Annotated in this window: 17 protein-coding genes and 1 tRNA gene; 14 read left to right on the plus strand and 4 right to left on the minus strand. The window is 64.2% G+C overall.

Annotated elements, in window-relative coordinates:
* The first annotated feature begins 156 nt into the window (after nucleotides 1–156).
* On the plus strand, nucleotides 157–480 hold the full coding sequence (locus ACNJX8_RS01320) for a hypothetical protein (protein ID WP_128944606.1): 324 nt from the start codon (nucleotides 157–159) through the stop codon (nucleotides 478–480).
* 166 nt (nucleotides 481–646) lie between these two features.
* Nucleotides 647–862 carry a cysteine rich repeat-containing protein gene (locus tag ACNJX8_RS01325; protein WP_128930565.1) on the plus strand — a complete coding sequence of 72 codons (216 nt, stop codon included), beginning with the start codon at nucleotides 647–649 and terminating at the stop codon, nucleotides 860–862.
* 106 nt (nucleotides 863–968) lie between these two features.
* Here the strand turns inward: ACNJX8_RS01325 and ACNJX8_RS01330 are convergent, their stop codons facing one another.
* On the minus strand, nucleotides 969–2,657 hold the full coding sequence (locus tag ACNJX8_RS01330) for an MFS transporter (protein ID WP_128942147.1): 1,689 nt from the start codon (nucleotides 2,655–2,657) through the stop codon (nucleotides 969–971).
* 136 nt (nucleotides 2,658–2,793) lie between these two features.
* Here ACNJX8_RS01330 and ACNJX8_RS01335 point away from each other — a divergent pair, with 136 nt between their 5' ends.
* From ACNJX8_RS01335 to ACNJX8_RS01365, 7 genes are all read left to right on the plus strand, one after another.
* Entirely contained in the window at nucleotides 2,794–4,167 is a 1,374-nt protein-coding gene (locus ACNJX8_RS01335) for a hydrolase (protein ID WP_439359317.1), read from the plus strand.
* A 34-nt stretch (nucleotides 4,168–4,201) separates the two neighbouring features.
* Nucleotides 4,202–5,566 (plus strand): cytochrome P450, encoded by a 1,365-nt coding sequence (locus tag ACNJX8_RS01340; RefSeq protein WP_439359318.1) that lies wholly within the window; start codon nucleotides 4,202–4,204, stop codon nucleotides 5,564–5,566.
* A 50-nt stretch (nucleotides 5,567–5,616) separates the two neighbouring features.
* Nucleotides 5,617–7,026 carry an adenylate/guanylate cyclase domain-containing protein gene (locus ACNJX8_RS01345; RefSeq protein ID WP_128930569.1) on the plus strand — a complete coding sequence of 470 codons (1,410 nt, stop codon included), beginning with the start codon at nucleotides 5,617–5,619 and terminating at the stop codon, nucleotides 7,024–7,026.
* A gap of 356 nt (nucleotides 7,027–7,382) precedes the next feature.
* A complete protein-coding gene (locus ACNJX8_RS01350) occupies nucleotides 7,383–7,871 on the plus strand; it encodes a TerB family tellurite resistance protein (protein WP_091882818.1) in 489 nt (162 codons plus the stop codon).
* A 221-nt stretch (nucleotides 7,872–8,092) separates the two neighbouring features.
* Nucleotides 8,093–8,872 (plus strand): SDR family NAD(P)-dependent oxidoreductase, encoded by a 780-nt coding sequence (locus ACNJX8_RS01355; RefSeq protein WP_439359319.1) that lies wholly within the window; start codon nucleotides 8,093–8,095, stop codon nucleotides 8,870–8,872.
* A gap of 126 nt (nucleotides 8,873–8,998) precedes the next feature.
* Nucleotides 8,999–9,799, plus strand: a complete 801-nt coding sequence (locus ACNJX8_RS01360) for a glutamine amidotransferase (RefSeq protein WP_091882824.1) — start codon at nucleotides 8,999–9,001, stop codon at nucleotides 9,797–9,799.
* Between the two features lie 100 nt (nucleotides 9,800–9,899).
* Entirely contained in the window at nucleotides 9,900–10,712 is an 813-nt protein-coding gene (locus tag ACNJX8_RS01365) for an enoyl-CoA hydratase (protein ID WP_128930573.1), read from the plus strand.
* 102 nt (nucleotides 10,713–10,814) lie between these two features.
* On the opposite strand, the gene ACNJX8_RS01370 is transcribed toward ACNJX8_RS01365, so the two are convergent.
* Nucleotides 10,815–10,890: transfer RNA gene (locus tag ACNJX8_RS01370), tRNA-Ala, on the minus strand.
* Nucleotides 10,891–11,077: 187 nt separating this feature from the next.
* Between ACNJX8_RS01370 and ACNJX8_RS01375 the strand changes: the two genes are divergently transcribed.
* The 3 genes from ACNJX8_RS01375 to folD are packed head-to-tail and all read left to right on the plus strand — an operon-like array spanning nucleotide 11,078 to nucleotide 12,611.
* The gene (locus tag ACNJX8_RS01375; protein ID WP_091882830.1) at nucleotides 11,078–11,368 is read left to right on the plus strand and encodes a YggT family protein; all 291 of its coding nucleotides are present in this window, start codon (nucleotides 11,078–11,080) and stop codon (nucleotides 11,366–11,368) included.
* A 15-nt stretch (nucleotides 11,369–11,383) separates the two neighbouring features.
* Complete coding sequence (locus ACNJX8_RS01380) at nucleotides 11,384–11,716, plus strand: DUF167 domain-containing protein (protein WP_128930574.1); 333 nt, start codon at nucleotides 11,384–11,386, stop codon at nucleotides 11,714–11,716.
* A gap of 10 nt (nucleotides 11,717–11,726) precedes the next feature.
* On the plus strand, nucleotides 11,727–12,611 hold the full coding sequence (folD, locus tag ACNJX8_RS01385) for a bifunctional methylenetetrahydrofolate dehydrogenase/methenyltetrahydrofolate cyclohydrolase FolD (protein ID WP_439359320.1): 885 nt from the start codon (nucleotides 11,727–11,729) through the stop codon (nucleotides 12,609–12,611).
* A gap of 182 nt (nucleotides 12,612–12,793) precedes the next feature.
* On the opposite strand, the gene ppa is transcribed toward folD, so the two are convergent.
* Together ppa and ACNJX8_RS01395 are read right to left on the minus strand one after the other, a co-directional pair.
* Nucleotides 12,794–13,327, minus strand: coding sequence for an inorganic diphosphatase (gene ppa, locus ACNJX8_RS01390; protein ID WP_439359321.1), 534 nt, complete (start codon nucleotides 13,325–13,327; stop codon nucleotides 12,794–12,796).
* Nucleotides 13,328–13,506: 179 nt separating this feature from the next.
* Entirely contained in the window at nucleotides 13,507–14,016 is a 510-nt protein-coding gene (locus ACNJX8_RS01395; protein WP_008136728.1) for a GNAT family N-acetyltransferase, read from the minus strand.
* A gap of 268 nt (nucleotides 14,017–14,284) precedes the next feature.
* Between ACNJX8_RS01395 and ACNJX8_RS01400 the strand changes: the two genes are divergently transcribed.
* On the plus strand, nucleotides 14,285–15,184 hold the full coding sequence (locus ACNJX8_RS01400; RefSeq protein ID WP_439359322.1) for an alpha/beta hydrolase family protein: 900 nt from the start codon (nucleotides 14,285–14,287) through the stop codon (nucleotides 15,182–15,184).
* A complete protein-coding gene (locus ACNJX8_RS01405) occupies nucleotides 15,181–15,648 on the plus strand; it encodes a DUF2269 family protein (protein WP_439359323.1) in 468 nt (155 codons plus the stop codon). The genes ACNJX8_RS01400 and ACNJX8_RS01405 overlap by 4 nt, the downstream gene beginning before the upstream one ends.
* The last annotated feature ends 1 nt before the right edge of the window (nucleotide 15,649 follow it).

A 15,649-nucleotide genomic window follows, 5' to 3' on the forward strand; every position in this document is an offset into this window, starting at 1 on the left:
GTTGCGGAGGAATTTCAGCGCGGTGCGCCAAAGTGATGGAGGTCACAGAGGCTGTGCCTGCCGTGACTGTCATCACAGTGGAAACCGTTTTGCCGGAGCATCGTAGTTCCCATCAACAACGGGCGCCGTTCCGACGGCCCCCAATGGGAGCTTCAAATGACCAAGTCTTTTTCTGCCAAGTCTCTTTCTGGCAAGTCCCTGACCACCAAGATCCGCGATACCAGCCTGGCCTTGGGCTTTGCCGCCATCGCGTCGATCGTCTCGGCGACCTCGAGCTTCGCCTTCACTGCGGAGGCGCAGCAGATGTGCACCGGCGATGCATTTCGCCTCTGCTCGGCGGACATCCCCAACATCCCGAAGATCACGGCGTGCATGATCAAGCATCGTTCTGACTTAAGCGCCGGCTGCCGCGCGGTGATGGACAAGGACCTCGCCAAGGGCGCCTCGCGCAAGGTCGCTGACGCGCAGGCCGAGCAGTAAGCAACACGATGATCGTTGCGTCGGTTAGCTCCCCTCGCGATGTGCTCCTGCGTCAAGCCGGGGCCGTGCGGCGGCACGTTGCAGCCAGTCAACAAAGCCGTTGCGGCCTCGGGATCAGCGCACTAGCTTCGCCCGCACATTTCTTCCGGGTAAGAGGCATTACGCGATGGCCAGATTTCTTTTCATTATTCCTTTGCTGCTGTGCGCATCGAGCGCGTTCGCGCAGCAGCAGCCCGGCCACGATGCCTGCGCGCGTGATGTCAGCCGCTTCTGCCGCGCCGTGATGAACAATGGCGATGGCGCCGTGCTCGCCTGCCTGAAGCAGAACCGCACCCGGCTGAGCAAAGGCTGCGACAAGGTGCTGTCGGATCACGGGCAGTAGTGGTTTTCGTAGCCCGGATGGAGCGGAGCGTAATCCGGGGTTCTGTTTCCGCGGTGAGACCGTCCCGGATTGCGCTTCGCTCCATCCGGGCTACAGGTTGACAGACTTACGTGCTGCTCCCCGCCGCAGTCGCGACCACCGGCAGCACCTCGCTATTGGCGCGGTCCGGCGTCTCCTCCTTCCAGCGCACCGAGCCGAACGGACGTTCCAGCATGCGCCGGATTCGTACCGGTTCGGGGCCGATGTGGAAATCGATCGCTTGCTGATGCAGCGCGCGTTCGGATTGGGTCGAGCGGTTGCGCTGGCGTAAGTAGTCGAGCCAGGTCGGACAATGATAGCGCTCGGTCCATAATTCCGGATCGGCGATGTCGCGCGCGATCGACCAGCCATAGGCGCCGTTGCGCTGCCGGGAGAGCTGCACGTCCTGCATCACATTGTGGAAGGCGCGGGCATTCTCCTGGCTCACCCGGTATTCGATCTCGACCACCAAGGGCCCGCTGCGGCCGGTCAGCGACAGCTTCACCTCGGGATCGGCCAGCACCTCGGCATCCTCGTTGCGCGCGCCCACGCGTGGCATCGCCAGCCAGATGCCGATCAGCGGCGAGATCAGCATCAGTCCGGCCGCGACCAGGAGCGCGACCTCGACCCCGGCATAGTCGGTGAGATGGCCCCAGCCCCAGGCGCCAATCGCGATGCCGCCCGAAATTGAGGCCTGGAACGCCGCAAGCGAGCGACCCGCGACCCAGCGCGGCGCCGAGAGCTGCACGCCGATGTTGAACAACGCCACCGCGGCCATCCAGACCGCGCCGGCCAGCACCAGCGCGGTTGCCGTCAGCACCGGCTCCGTGCTCAAGGCGAGCGCGGCCATCGCAAACGCCATCGAGATGGTGCAGGCGCGGATCGCCGCCTCGCCGCTCATGCGCTTGCGCAGTTCATGGATGTTGAGCGCGCCGACCACCGCGCCCATGCCGAACGCGCCGAGCATGATGCCGTAGGTCTGCGCGCCGCCATGCAAGAGGTCGCGCGCGACCAGCGGCATCAGCGCCATCACGGCGCCACCGATCAGGCCCATCACCAGCGTGCGCAACAGCACGATCTTGATCGGCGGCGAGTTGGTGATGTAGCGGAAGCCGGAGACCATGGCGCGGTTGAGCTTTTCCCGCGGCAGGCGCGAGGGCTCGGTACTGCGTCGCCATAGCAGCAGCACCACCAGCAATGGCAGATAGAGGACCGCGTTGCAGGCAAACGCGGCGACTGCGCCGGCCGCGGCGACGATGACGCCGCCGACCGCAGGACCGAAGCTGCGCGCGATGTTGTAGCTGATGCCGTTCAGCGCCACCGCGGACGGCAGCGCATCGGGCGGCACCTGCTCGCTGACCGAGGACTGCCAGGCAGGTCCAAACAATGCATTGCCGCTGCCGACGACGAAGCAGAACGCGAGCAGCGTTTCCGGGGTGATCAGCTTGAGCCCGGCCAGGATGGTGAGCGCGGTGGCGCCGGTCAGCGCGATCGACAGTGAGACCAGTGTGACGATGCGGCGGTCATACATGTCGGCGATGGCGCCGGCCGGCATCGAAATCAGCATGATCGGTAACATCAGCGCGGTCTGCACCAGCGCCACCTTGTCGGCGGAGGCCGCCATCTGCGTCATCGCCCAGGCGGCACCGACGCCCTGGATCAGGAGGCCGAGATTGGAGAGCAGGCTAGCGAGCCAGATGCGCCGGAACACGGTGTACCGCAGAGGTGCGGTGATGCCCTCGGCGGCAATTCTCTGGCGGTTCGTCTGCTCGGTCATATCCCCTTCCATATCGGGTGTCAGAAGTGGTCTTGGCGATTCCGGCAAATTCAGTGATGCCTGCGAAAGTCCTTCGCTGTCCAGTGGTTAGGTCGCTATAAGCAGTGCAAAGAGGCGTTTGCCGGGGGAGGAACAGATGAAGCTGTCGCGACGGACGATCCTGCAAGGGGTCAGCAGCTTGCCTTTCGCAGTTGCGAGCTTGCGGGCCGGCGTGATGGCCCAAACCGCACCTGCCGTGACGCCAAGCACTGAGGTGCCGCCGATCCTGTTCGTCCACGGCAATGGCGACTACGACGCGCTCTGGGTGACGATCTTGTGGCGGATGGAGTCGAACGGCGTCGCGCGCGATCGCATGGCGGCGATCAATTTCACCGATCCGCTGGCGCGGAGCGACGACAAGGTCGAGCAGGCAGGCCGGTCCTCGACCGAGGACCAGCGCCGCGAGCTAACTGCCGCCATTGCTGACTTGAAGCGCCGCACCGGCGCGTCCCGCGTGGCGTTGGTCGGCAGCTCGCGCGGCGGCTATGCCATCCGCAACGTCATCAAGAACGGCGGCGCCGGCGATGTCAGTCACGCCATCTTGTGCGGCACGCCCAATCACGGCGTGTTCGCGACCGACGATACGCCCAACAACGAGTTCAACGGCCGCGGCGCATTCCTGCGCGGCTTGAACGAGGGCGAGAGCGAGGTGACGCCGGGCACAGCTTTTCTCACCTTGCGCAGTGACGGCCTGGACAAATATGCCCAAGCCGATGGCCGATTCATCGGAAAGCCCGGCGTTCCGACCGGTGTCACCGCCGAGGGGCCGGAGCTGAAGGGCGCCACCAACCTTGTGCTTGGTGCGCTCGATCATCGCGAGGTGGCATTTCATCCGCGCGCTTTCCGGGAGATCTACAAGTTCATCGCCGGCCGCGAGCCCACGCGCATCGCGATCGTGCCGGAGCCAAGCGTGAAGCTGAGCGGTTTGGTCACGGGCACGCCGGGCGGCGTGTCGACCAACCGTCCGGTGGCGGGCGCAACCGTCGACGTCTTCCGCGTCGATCCTGAAACCGGAGAGCGCAACGGCGGGGCGCTGCACAGCTCAAAGACCGGTGCCGACGGCCGCTGGGGACCGGCGCAGGTCAATCCGGCCTGGTCACTCGAATTCGTCCTGGCATCGCCCGACGCGCCGACGACGCACATCTACCGCTCGCCCTTCCCGCGCTCGTCCGACGTCGTGCACCTGCGTCCCGCGCGCCCGCTCGGGCCGGCTGACAAGGACGCAGGAGCTGTCGTGATCATGTCGCGGCCGCGCGGCTATTTCGGCCTGCCGCGGGACGTGGTGCTGCTCGACGGCAAGGAGCCCGCCGACGTCAAACCGGGCGTGCCCACGGATGCGGCAGCAACCCTGCGGCTTCCGGCCAGCGAGGTCGGACGTAACATCGTGGCCCAATTTGGCGAAGAACGGATTGTGGCACGCGCCTGGCCCGCCGCCGAAAACAGGATTGCGATCGCCGAACTGACTTACTAGCTATTGACCTGCGTCACTTCTGCGGGAGCGAGCCATGAACATCGCCAGCCTGCGTCGGCCCCTCATCCCTCCGACGCCGCCGCGTGCGCCGGATGACATGTCGTTCTTTGGCAAGCTCGCGGTGATCCGCCAGAACATGATCGCGACCTGGGGACAGCGTGCCTATGAGGAAGACGTCATCCCGGGTCGCTTCTTTCTCCGCAACAGTTTCATCCTGAACCAGCCGGACGCGATCCGGCACGTCCTGCTCAGCAATTACGAGAATTATACGCGCACGCCGGCGGGCATCCGCATGCTGCGCCCCGTGCTCGGCGACGGCCTCCTGATTGCGGAAGGTCATTCCTGGACGTTTCAGCGCCGCACGCTCGCGCCGGCCTTCACGCCGCGCGCCACCGCAAATCTCGTCCCGCATATGACGGCGGTGCTCGACGAGACCATCACAAAGCTCGATACGCGAACCGGCGAGCCGGTCGATCTGCGCGAGGTCATGCAGCGCATGACGCTCGAGATCGCCGGACGCACGATGTTCTCGTTCGGCATGGACCGGCATGGCGCGACCTTGCGCAACTTCATCATGGAATATGCCGCACGGCTGGGACGGGCTTATTTCCTCGACATGGTGCTGCCCGTGTCCTGGCCGAGCCCGATGGATTTCGCACGGGCGCGGTTTCGCAAGCGCTGGACCGAATTCGTTGCCATGCTGATCGCCGAACGGCGCGCGGCCGGCAAGAAGGACGGCGCGCCGCCACGCGACCTGTTCGATCTCATGGACGAGGCGCGGGATCCTGAAACGGGCAAGGGCTTTTCCGACCAACAGCTCGTCGATGAGGTCGCGACCATGATTCTCGCGGGTCACGAGACCACCGCGACGGCGCTGTTCTGGGCGCTCTATCTGCTGTCGCTCGATCCTGACACGCAAGAGGAAGTCGCCACTGAGACCCGCGGCGAACATCTCGACAGCATCGCCGACATCGATCGCCAGAAGTTCACCCGTGCCGTGATCGAGGAGACGATGCGGCTCTATCCGCCCGCCTTCCTGGTCGCGCGTGCCGCGCGCGATAGGGACAACGCGGCCGGTATCGAGATCGGCAAGGGCGATATCATCATGATCGCGCCGTGGCTTTTGCACCGGCACGAGAAACTGTGGGATCAGCCGAACGCGTTCATTCCAAAGCGCTTCATGTCGGCGGAGCCCGATCGCTTCGCATATCTGCCGTTCGGCGCGGGGCCACGCGTCTGCATCGGCGCGCCGTTTGCGCAAGCCGAATCGGTGCTGGCGCTGGCCCGACTGATCGGTGCGTTCCGCGTCGAGCTTGCCGATACCGTTCCCGTGATCCCGCATGGCGTCGTCACGACCCAGCCGGACCACTCACCCATGTTCCGCATCACCCGTCGGTAACGGACCCTCGTCTGGCCGATGGCGTGATCCAGCTTAGACAGAGCCCCGCCATGAGCGACATCCAGGCCCAGTTTTCCGTTCTGAAGCAGACCGCCGATGCAAAGGTGGTCGATGCGATTGCGCGCCTCATCCAGGATGGCGAGGACCACGAGCTCAACCGCGTCAATGTCCTCGATTTCTCCCGGCATCACGGCCTCGACGAAGAGCGCGTCATCTCGGCTTTCCTGCATTCGGCCAGGCTCGGTCTGTTCGATCTCGGCTGGAACGTGCTGTGTCCGGGCTGTGGCGGCGTGCTGGGCGCTCACTCGACGCTCAAGGCGCTCAAGCCGGACGACTATCACTGCGCGCTCTGCGCCTGCGGGTACAAGGCGTCCGTCGACGACCAGGTCGAGGTCTCTTTCACCGTGAATCCGCGCGTCCGGCGCATCGCGGCGCACGATCCCGATACGCTTCCGGTGTGGGAATATTTCAAGCAGGTGTTCTGGAGCTCCGGGGTCGACTTCAACAAGGAATCGTTTGCGACGCTGGCCAACGAGGTGACGCTGGATACGATGGAGCTGCCGGCCGGCGAGAAGGCGACGATGTCGCTGCAATTGCCGAGTGATTTCGTCATCATCTTCGAGCCGGTGACGCACGCCGCTCATTTCATCGATGTCCAGGGCGAGCCGACCAAGGACCGTCAGCAGCTCGCCATCATGTACAACAAGGTGCAGGCCCCGACGGGGACGACGACCATGCGGCCGGGTCCGCTGCGGCTATCGCTGGAAAACCAGGCCGGTGTGCGCGTGCTGCCGTCGGTATTTATCGCGGCCGAGGCGCTTCATCATCTCATCGGCAAGCGTAAGCCGTTCCTCACCGCCAAGCGGATGCTGTCGAACCAGACTTTTCGCGACGTCTTCAAGGCGGACAATCTCGGTCTCGACCAGCGGCTCCAGATCACCTCGCTGACGTTCCTGTTCACCGACCTGAAGGGATCGACCGCGCTTTATGAGCGCGTCGGCGATCTCGCCGCCTTCGATCTCGTGCGCGCGCATTTCCGTGCGCTGCTGGAGATCATTGCCGCCGAGAAGGGGGCGGTTGTAAAGACGATCGGCGATGCTGTCATGGCGACCTTCGTGAGACCTGAGCACGCGATTACGGCGGGACTGCGCATGCGTGCAGCCATGGATGAATTGAACAAGGAACGCGGCGCCAACGATCTCATTCTCAAGATCGGCATCCATGAAGGTCCGTGTCTTGCGGTGATGCTGAACGAGCGTCAGGATTATTTCGGCCAGACAGTCAACATCGCCTCGCGCGTGCAGAGCCTGTCGACCGCGCAGGAAATTCACATCACCGGCCCGGTGCTCGATGCACCCGCGGTTGCTGAAATCCTTCAGCGGCGCGAGATCAAGCCGATCCAGAAGCAGGCCGCGCTGCGCGGGATCGCCGACAAGATGGTGGTGTATGAGATACCCTGAGGGATGCGGTCCTGCTGCTGCAATCCCCGTCGTTGCGAGCGTGGCACTATGCCTCTCCAACGTCGTCCTGGCGAAAGCCAGGACCCATACCGCGGAATCTATCGAGTGCGATAGGTCGTAGTACCGGACGGCTAGCCTTCGCGAAACGACGTCTTGGGGTAATGGGTCCTGGCTTTCGCCAGGACGACGTCGAAGGATGTGGCCCGCCTGCCTCACTCTGGCACCGAGGCGACAACAGATTGCCGAAACGTAATGCAGCGCGCGGAACTGAAGCACGTTGCGCCGGTTGAGTTTCCTGCTCATATAATGCTGGTAACAGCCGCCTCTCGCGGCTTCATCGATCTCGGTAGGACTTTATGCTCGACGGCCTGCGCCAATTCATTGCCGACATTGTTGCTCCCCATGACCAGGACCGCGCATTTGGCGACAGCGACTATCGGCTGGCGGCCACGGCACTGCTGATTCACGTGGTCTCGCTGGACGGACAGCCGAGCGCGGCCGAGCAGCGCAAGCTGCACAGCCTGATCGAGAGCCATTTTGGGCTCGATCGCGGCACCGCGGATCGGTTGATCGCCGACGCCACCCAGGTCGAGGGCGAGGCGGTCGATCTCTATCATTTCACCAGCGTCATCATGCGCTCGCTCGACGAAGAGGGTCGCAAACGCATCGTGCAGATGATGTGGGAGTTGGTTTATGCCGACGGTCAGGTCAGCGAATTCGAGGACAACGTCGTCTGGCGCGCCTCCGACCTGCTCGGGATTTCGCAGCGTGACCGGATCGACCTGAAGCACGCGGTCGCGGACCGCGTCGGCGGCCAAGTCAAGGACAGCGCTGTCGGCGGCTGACGGCTCTGGACACGACTGATCGCGGCCTGCCCGGACACATGACGAAACTTTAATTTATCCGCCGCCTGCGCTGAATCCGCCTGCAAATCAACGGTTTTTCAGCGCGGCCTGTCGTTCTGCTCAAGCGGCCATGCTGGCGGCGCGGCTTGCATGTCGCGCGCGGCCTGTGCTCTCGTTCCGCCATTGCGGGGCGAAAAACTTGAATTCAAGAGTCTTCGATCGTGACTGAGCGGGTGACGCTGATCACCGGTGCCTCGGCGGGCATCGGCACGGAGCTGGCGCGTGTGTTTGCTGCCAATGGGCATCGCCTCGCGTTGACGGCGCGCCGGACGGATCGGCTGGAGGCGCTCGCGAACGAGCTCGCCGCCAACGGCGGCAAGAAGCCGATCGTGATCGCCTGCGATCTCGAGCAAGCGGATGCCGGCAAGACCATCGCGGCAGCACTTGCCGCCGAAGGCGTCGAGCTCGATCATCTCGTCAACAATGCGGGCTTCGGCGTGTTCGGCGATGCGATCGAGCGCGATCGCGTCGAGCAGCTCGGCATCGTCGATGTCAACATCAGGGCCCTGACGGATCTGTCGCTGCGCTTTGCCGATCAGCTCATCAAGAACAAGGGCGGACTTCTCAATGTCGGATCGGTCGCCGGCTTCCTGCCTGGCCCCGGCATGGCCGTCTACTACGCCTCCAAGGCCTATGTGATTTCGTTCACCGAAGCCTTGCGGGCGGAGCTCGCGCCGCGCGGCGTTCGCGTCACCGTGCTTTGCCCGGGTCCGGTGCCCACCGAATTCCAGGCACGCGCCGGCGTCGGCTCCCAACATGATACCGCCGTTCTCAACGTCTCCGCCGCCGAAGTTGCACGCGATGCATATCGTGGCCTGATGGCCAACAAACGGGCAGTGCTGCCTGGTCTGGGCATCAAGATTGTGCCGTTGGCGCTGCGTTTCTTCCCGCGCGGCTTCATCCTAGCCGCTACCAGCCGGTTTCAGAGGCGCAGGCACTAGAGAAAACTTTGAAGCACCCGTAGTGGCCCGGAGCTTGCTTCAATCGGTATGTGTGCGCGAACTCACACGATGTTAACCATCGCTTAGCTATGCTGGCGGTCTGAACCGATAGCACTCGCAGAGGCCATGTCGTTCCGGACGGACAGGTTTGGTGGCGCAGAATTGGTGCCCTTTCCCAGAAGGACGCCGGGCGCGGCCGCCTCCGCTTCCGAAGCCCGGTTACCGGTTCTGATCGTCCTGCACCAGGAATCCTCGACGCCCGGCCGGGTCGGCAATGCGCTGCGCGCGCTCGGCCATCGCCTCGACATTCGCCGTCCCCGCTTCGGCGATCCCCTGCCCGAGACGCTCGATCAGCATGCCGGCGCCGTGTTCTTCGGCGGTCCGATGAGCGCCAATGATTCCGACGACTACATCCGCCGCGAGATCGACTGGATCGAAATTCCGCTCCGTGAGCAGCGTCCGTTCCTTGGCATCTGCCTCGGCGCGCAGATGCTCGCGATGCAGCTAGGGGCCCGCGTCGCGCCGCATGCCGATGCGCTGACCCAGATCGGCTATTACCCGATCAGGCCGACCGCTGCGGGCCACGCGCTCTGCCCGGATTGGCCTGCGCAGGTCTATCATTGGCATCGCGAGGGATTTGAGCTGCCGGTTGGTGCCGAGCAGCTCGCGGAAGGTGATGATTTTCCGGTGCAGGCGTTCCGTGCCGGCAACGCCTTCGGTGTGCAGTTTCATCCAGACGTGACCTACGCCATGATGCATTGCTGGACCACGCGCGGCTATGACGGCTTCAGCGCGCCCGGCGCGCGGCAGCGGCATCACCATTTCGCGGATCGTGCCGTCTACGACCTCGCGGAGCGCGCCTGGCTCGATCACTTCATCAATGGCTGGCTGGCGCGCCGGCCGGTGCTGGCGCAAGCCGCCGAGTGAATCGCGCCTCCGCGCAAGCCCTTGCCTCATCCCTTTATATGCTAGGCTCGTTCGCAACGCGCGCACGCGAGATTGCGCCGGCAAGCAAAGGGAGAGCGTCATGCCTTATGAACACATTCTCTATGAGGTGAGCGACAGGATCGCGACCATCACGCTCAATCGCCCGGACCGCATGAATGCGTGGACGCCGACGATGGAGTGCGACGTGCGTCACGCGATGGAAGCCTCAAGCGCCGACGACAATGTCCGCGTCATCGTGCTCACCGGCGCGGGCCGCGCCTTCTGCGCCGGTGCCGACATGGATGCGCTCAAAGGGCTCGATCCTAACGACGTCGGGCGCGCCTCGAATCTGCCGCCGTTCGACATGAACCGCCGCCCGGATTGGCAGACGCGCTACGGCTTCTATCCGTCGATCGCAAAGCCCGTCATCGCCATGCTCAACGGCGCGACCGCCGGAATCGGCCTGGTCCACGCGCTCTATTGCGACCTGCGCTTTGCCGCCGACAATACGGTGTTCACCACCGCCTTCGCGCGGCGCGGCCTGATCGCCGAGCACGGCATCAGCTGGATGCTGCCGCGCATCGTCGGCCATGCCCATGCGCTGGATCTGTTGCTCTCGGCGAGGCGCGTGAGCAGCGACGAAGCACTGCGGATCGGGCTGGTGAACCGGCTCTGCTCGCCGGAAAAACTCCGCGAGGAGACCTATGCTTACGCGCGCGATCTCGCCGATTTCGTCTCACCGAGCGCGATGGCCGTGATCAAGCGGCAGCTTTACGAGGTGCCGTTCCAGACCCTGGCGGAAGCGACGATCGAGGCCAACCGCGAGATGATGGTGGCGCTGAACGGCAGCGATTTCCGGGAGGGCGTGGCGAGTTTTATGGAGAAGCGGCCGCCGAGGTTTACCGGGAGGTAGGGGACTTTGGAAAGAGGTCCGCCGTCGCCCTTCGGGCTATGGCGGGACAGCCTTCGCTACGCGAGGGCTTGCCGAGCCGAAGCAGGCGCAGCCTGCGAAGGCTGGTGGAGCCAGGCGGGATCGAACCGCCGACCTCGTCATTGCGAACGACGCGCTCTCCCAGCTGAGCTATGGCCCCTTTGCAGGCCGCTCTGGTGAACGCGGCCGACAACCGGGCGCCATTTAAGTCCCCGCCAAGGTCAAGTCAAGGACAGGTGTAGCCCCGTTTTGGCCATCCGGGCGCCGACTTCCCTTGTTTGGGTCGGAGGGAACCGATATCTAGCAACAGCCGTCAATCCCGACCGAAGCCAGAGTTTTCAAAAGCCATGCGTGCCGTTCTCGACATCGTCATCATCGTGCTCGATCTGTACGTCTGGCTGCTGATCGCCGCCGCGATCCTGTCCTGGCTGATCGCCTTCAACGTGGTGAATACCCGCAACCAGTTCGTCTCGGCGGTGGCGGAGTTCCTGTACCGGATCACCGAGCCCCTGCTGGCACCGATTCGCAATTTCCTGCCCAGTCTCGGCGGCCTCGACATCTCGCCGATTATCCTGATTCTGCTGATCATGTTCATCGAGCGGGTGATCCTGTATTACATCTACCCGAACGTGATCTAAGCGGGCTGGAGCGCCTTGGTTGCCAAAGATCCCTGGCGCATCTCTGCCGCAGGCGTCAGCATCGCGCTGCGGGTGACGCCGCGCGGCGGCCGCGACGACATCGACGGGATCGAGCAGCTCTCCGACGGCCGCAGCGTGCTCAAGGTGCGGGTACGCGCGATTGCCGATGGTGGCGAGGCCAACAAGGCTGTCTTGGTCCTGCTGGCGAAATCGCTTGGCGTGCCCAAGGCCAGCGTAAAATTGCTATCGGGAGCTACCTCGCGGTTGAAGCAGATCGCGGTCGACGGCGACCCCGTGCGGCTCGGAGAAACCCTGCGCCAGCTCGTGTCGGCTAAATCGAAGGACTGAAGGAACTGACATGACTGCCAAAATCATCGATGGAAAAGTCATCGCCGCGGACCTCCGCGCCCGTGTCGCCGACGATGTCGCTCGCGTCAAGCGCGAGCACAATCTGGTGCCGGGCCTTGCGGTCGTCCTGGTCGGCAACGACCCCGCCAGCGAGGTCTATGTCCGTTCCAAGCATACCCAGACCCAGGCGGCCGGCATGGCCTCGTTCGAGCACAAGCTGCCGGCCGACGTCTCGCAAGCAGATCTGCTGGCGCTGGTCGCAAAGCTCAACCGCGATCCCGCCGTGCACGGCATTCTGGTGCAGCTGCCGCTGCCGAAGGGGCTGAACACCGAAGCCGTCATCAACGCCATCGACCCCGCCAAGGACGTTGACGGGCTACATCCGAACAATGCCGGCCGGCTCGCCGGCGGCTTTGAGGCGCTGTCGCCCTGCACGCCGCTCGGCTGCATCATCCTGACCAAGAGCGTGCACGCCTCGCTCGAAGGCATGAATGCCATTGTCATCGGCCGCTCCAACCTGGTCGGCCGTCCGCTGGTGCAGCTGCTGCTGAACGAGAACGCCACGGTCACGATCGCGCATTCGCGCTCGCGCGATCTGCCCGGCCTCGTGAAGAAGGCGGACCTCGTCTATGCCGCGGTCGGCAAGCCGGAGATGGTGCGCGGCGACTGGCTGAAGCCGGGCGCGACCGTGATCGACGTCGGCATCAACCGCATCCCCAAAGCAGACGGCAAGACGCGCCTCGTCGGCGACGTCGCCTATCAGGAGGCGCTTGGGGTTGCCGGTGCGGTCACGCCGGTGCCGGGCGGCGTCGGCCAGATGACGGTCGCCTGCCTGCTGGTGAACACGCTGCGCGCCGCCTGCGCGATCGCAGGGCTGCCGAAGCCGGCGGTGTAGCTTTTCTTCACCTCTCCCCGTTTGCGGGGAGGTCGGAATTCGCGCGAAGCGCGGATTCCGGGTGAGCGGGACTTTCCGCGAGTCCAACTCTGACCGTCTTTGTGGAGGTAGCTCCTCACCCCAACCCTCTCCCTGTAAGAACGGGGCGAGGGAGCACACCTTTTGTCCGGGATACCGAAGGCTCAGGCCTTTTTCTTGTCGCGATCTATGCCTTCGAGGATCAGCTTGTGCGCTTCCTCCGGGCCGCCCCAGCGCAGGATCTTCACCCACTTGCCCTTCTCGAGATCCTTGTAGTGCTCGAAGAAGTGCTGGATCTGCTGGAGCGTGATGTCCGGCAGGTCGGAATAGCTCTTCACCTTGTCGTAGCGCTGCGTCAGCTTCGATGACGGCACCGCCAGAATCTTCTCGTCGCCGCCGGCTTCGTCTTCCATGAACAGCACGCCGACCGGCCGCACGCTCATGACGGCACCGGGAATGATGGCGCGGGTGTTGATGATCAGCACGTCGCAGGGGTCGCCGTCATCCGACAGCGTGTGCGGGATGAAGCCGTAGTTCCCGGGGTAACGCATCGGCGTATAGAGGAAGCGATCGACGACGAGCGTGCCGGCCTCCTTATCCATCTCGTATTTGATCGGTTCGCCGCCCACGGGGACTTCGATGATGACATTGACGTCGTGGGGTACGTTCTTCCCGATCGAGACCGCATCGATACGCATTCAAGGCTCCGTTGTTGCCGAGGTGAAATCGCGCCCGGCAGCGATTTTGGCGCTGTCATACGCGGGCTTGGCCCGCTGATCCATCGCGTTTTTGTGAAATAATGAATCCGGCGATCACCGGCGCAAAAGGCGGGCGGTATCGACGGATGGAAAACGCTGCCGATTCAGGTTTCAGCAGCTCAATTGGTCCAAGCGAAGGCAACCTTGTCGAGCGACTTCGGCCCGAACCGCTCCGAGGAGCGCGCCACCATCCGGCCGCCCAGGGCACGGTAGAACTCGGTGGCCGGATCGTTGTCCGAGAGCGCCCACACCACCATGCTCTTCAGGCCGCTCTGCATCAGGTCGCGGCGGGCGGCGGCGAACAGACGGCGGCCGAAGCCGAGGCCCTGGAATTCCGGGCGCAGATAGAGCTCGTAGATCTCGCCGTCGAAATGCAGGCTGCGGGCGCGGTTGCGGCCGTAATTGGCGTAGCCTGCGATCTTGTCGCCGAACACGAGCACGCTGACGCGGCTGCCCTTGCGAATCGCGCTGTCCCACCACTGTGGACCGCGGCGGTTGATCAGCTTTTCCAGCTCCGCGCCGGGGATGATGCCCTGATAGGCCGAGCGCCAAGCTTCGTCATGGGTCGACGCCACCGCAGTTGCATCTGCGGCTTTGGCCGGCCGGACCTCGATCAGGGTTGTGCTCATGGACGCGATCAAATCAAGTCGCCGCGCCGGCGGCAAGACCTATCGTTAATTATCGGTTAACGTGTGGACTTTCTGCATCAGTATTTCAACCCCGTTGTCCCGAAAGAGGACAAGCCGGCGTTCTGAATGGCAGTGGCCTGCCATGTGTCGGTGCAAAACTCGCTGCGGCAACGAATGAATGGCAATTGCAGCGCAGAAAGTCTGCCCGGAGTGATTCGTTCCTATTAGTGTGGCCATTGCTGTTCGTGTCCGCCTCCTCTGGCAATTCATGCGGCTCCTCGTCACTCCTGCGCTTTTGTCTTTGCTGGCCGTGCTGGCTGCGTCACCTCTGTGCGCTCAGGTCGCGTTTGGCCCATTGGGAGAGGAGGGCGAACCGTTTCGCCGGCAAGAGTGGCGCGTGCCATCGCCGGAGACCGGCATGGCCGCGCATGCGCTGCTGTTTCGCCCCCTCGGTGCCGGCCCGTTCCGGCTCGCGGTCATCGCCCACGCCTCGACGCAGAATCGCTTGCGTCGCGCGCAGATGCAGCCGCCGGAATATCGCGCGCTCACGGCGTATCTCGTCGCGCGCGGCTTTGCCGTGCTGGTGCCGGAACGGCTCGGCCATGGCGCGACCGGTGGCCGCTATGTCGAGGACCAGGGCGGCTGCGACGAGGCGGATTACGCGCGATCGGCCCGCGCAACGGCCGACCAAATCTCGCTCGCGCTGGACTATTTGCGAAAGCAGGAATTTATCCGCAAAGACGCCGCGATCGTGCTCGGCCATTCCGCCGGCGGCTGGGGTGCGCTGGCGCTCGCCAACGCCGATCCGAAGGCGATCTCCGCCATCATTGCCTTCGCACCGGGGCGCGGCGGCCATGCCAATGATGAGCCGAACAGGATCTGCGCGCCGCACGCGCTGCTTGCGGCCGCAGCCGAATTCGGCAAGGCCGCGCGCATTCCCGTCACGTGGCTCGTTGCGACCAACGACAGTTACTTCGCGCCGGCGTTTTCGCAAAAGCTGGTCGAGGCGTTTCGCGGCGCTGGCGGCGAGGTCGACTTCCGCACCCTGCCGGCCGTCGGCAGCGAGGGTCATTGGATGATCGAAACCGAGGCCGGCGTCAAAGCCGCAAGCGGTGATCTCGCGCGCGCGCTGAACCAGCCCAAGCCAATGGCGACCAAGAAGCCATGACGCTGTATTTCCTGGTCAAATTCCTGCATGTGATCGGCGCCATCGTCATCCTCGGCACCGGAACCGGCATCGCCTTCTTCATGCTGATGGCGCATCGCACGAACGACGCGGAGTTCATTGCGCGCACTGCCGCTGTGGTCGTGATCGCGGATGCGATCTTCACGCTGTCGGCCGTGATCCTTCAGCCGATCACGGGCGGCCTGCTGATGATGCTCTCGGCGACGTCGCTCACCGAGCGCTGGCTGCTGGCCTCGCTCGGGCTGTATGCCGTCGCAGGCCTGTTCTGGGTCCCCGTCGTCTTCATGCAGATCGAGATGCGCGACCTCGCGCGCAAGGCGGCCGAACAGTGCAACGCGCTTCCGGAGCGCTATTTCGTTCTGTTACGCCGCTGGTTCATATTCGGCTTCCCCGGCTTCGGCGCGACGATGCTGATCCTCTGGCTGATGATCGCAAAACCGTTTTGAG

The sequence above is a fragment of the Bradyrhizobium sp. SPXBL-04 genome, assembly GCF_051853035.1.
GTDB lineage: Bacteria > Pseudomonadota > Alphaproteobacteria > Rhizobiales > Xanthobacteraceae > Bradyrhizobium > Bradyrhizobium zhanjiangense.

Excerpts from the sequence above, each read along its gene's own strand:
- ACNJX8_RS01350 (WP_091882818.1), top strand. The coding sequence starts at position 7,383 with ATGCTCGACGGCCTGCGCCAATTCATTGCCGACATTGTTGCTCCCCAT.
- ACNJX8_RS01345 (WP_128930569.1), top strand. The coding sequence starts at position 5,617 with ATGAGCGACATCCAGGCCCAGTTTTCCGTTCTGAAGCAGACCGCCGAT.
- ACNJX8_RS01360 (WP_091882824.1), top strand. The coding sequence starts at position 8,999 with ATGTCGTTCCGGACGGACAGGTTTGGTGGCGCAGAATTGGTGCCCTTT.
- ACNJX8_RS01405 (WP_439359323.1), top strand. The coding sequence starts at position 15,181 with ATGACGCTGTATTTCCTGGTCAAATTCCTGCATGTGATCGGCGCCATC.
- ACNJX8_RS01400 (WP_439359322.1), top strand. The coding sequence starts at position 14,285 with ATGCGGCTCCTCGTCACTCCTGCGCTTTTGTCTTTGCTGGCCGTGCTG.
- ACNJX8_RS01320 (WP_128944606.1), top strand. The coding sequence starts at position 157 with ATGACCAAGTCTTTTTCTGCCAAGTCTCTTTCTGGCAAGTCCCTGACC.
- ACNJX8_RS01325 (WP_128930565.1), top strand. The coding sequence starts at position 647 with ATGGCCAGATTTCTTTTCATTATTCCTTTGCTGCTGTGCGCATCGAGC.
- folD (WP_439359320.1), top strand. The coding sequence starts at position 11,727 with ATGACTGCCAAAATCATCGATGGAAAAGTCATCGCCGCGGACCTCCGC.
- ACNJX8_RS01395 (WP_008136728.1), bottom strand. The coding sequence starts at position 14,016 with ATGAGCACAACCCTGATCGAGGTCCGGCCGGCCAAAGCCGCAGATGCA.
- ACNJX8_RS01365 (WP_128930573.1), top strand. The coding sequence starts at position 9,900 with ATGCCTTATGAACACATTCTCTATGAGGTGAGCGACAGGATCGCGACC.
- ACNJX8_RS01335 (WP_439359317.1), top strand. The coding sequence starts at position 2,794 with ATGAAGCTGTCGCGACGGACGATCCTGCAAGGGGTCAGCAGCTTGCCT.
- ACNJX8_RS01330 (WP_128942147.1), bottom strand. The coding sequence starts at position 2,657 with ATGACCGAGCAGACGAACCGCCAGAGAATTGCCGCCGAGGGCATCACC.
- ACNJX8_RS01340 (WP_439359318.1), top strand. The coding sequence starts at position 4,202 with ATGAACATCGCCAGCCTGCGTCGGCCCCTCATCCCTCCGACGCCGCCG.
- ACNJX8_RS01375 (WP_091882830.1), top strand. The coding sequence starts at position 11,078 with ATGCGTGCCGTTCTCGACATCGTCATCATCGTGCTCGATCTGTACGTC.
- ppa (WP_439359321.1), bottom strand. The coding sequence starts at position 13,327 with ATGCGTATCGATGCGGTCTCGATCGGGAAGAACGTACCCCACGACGTC.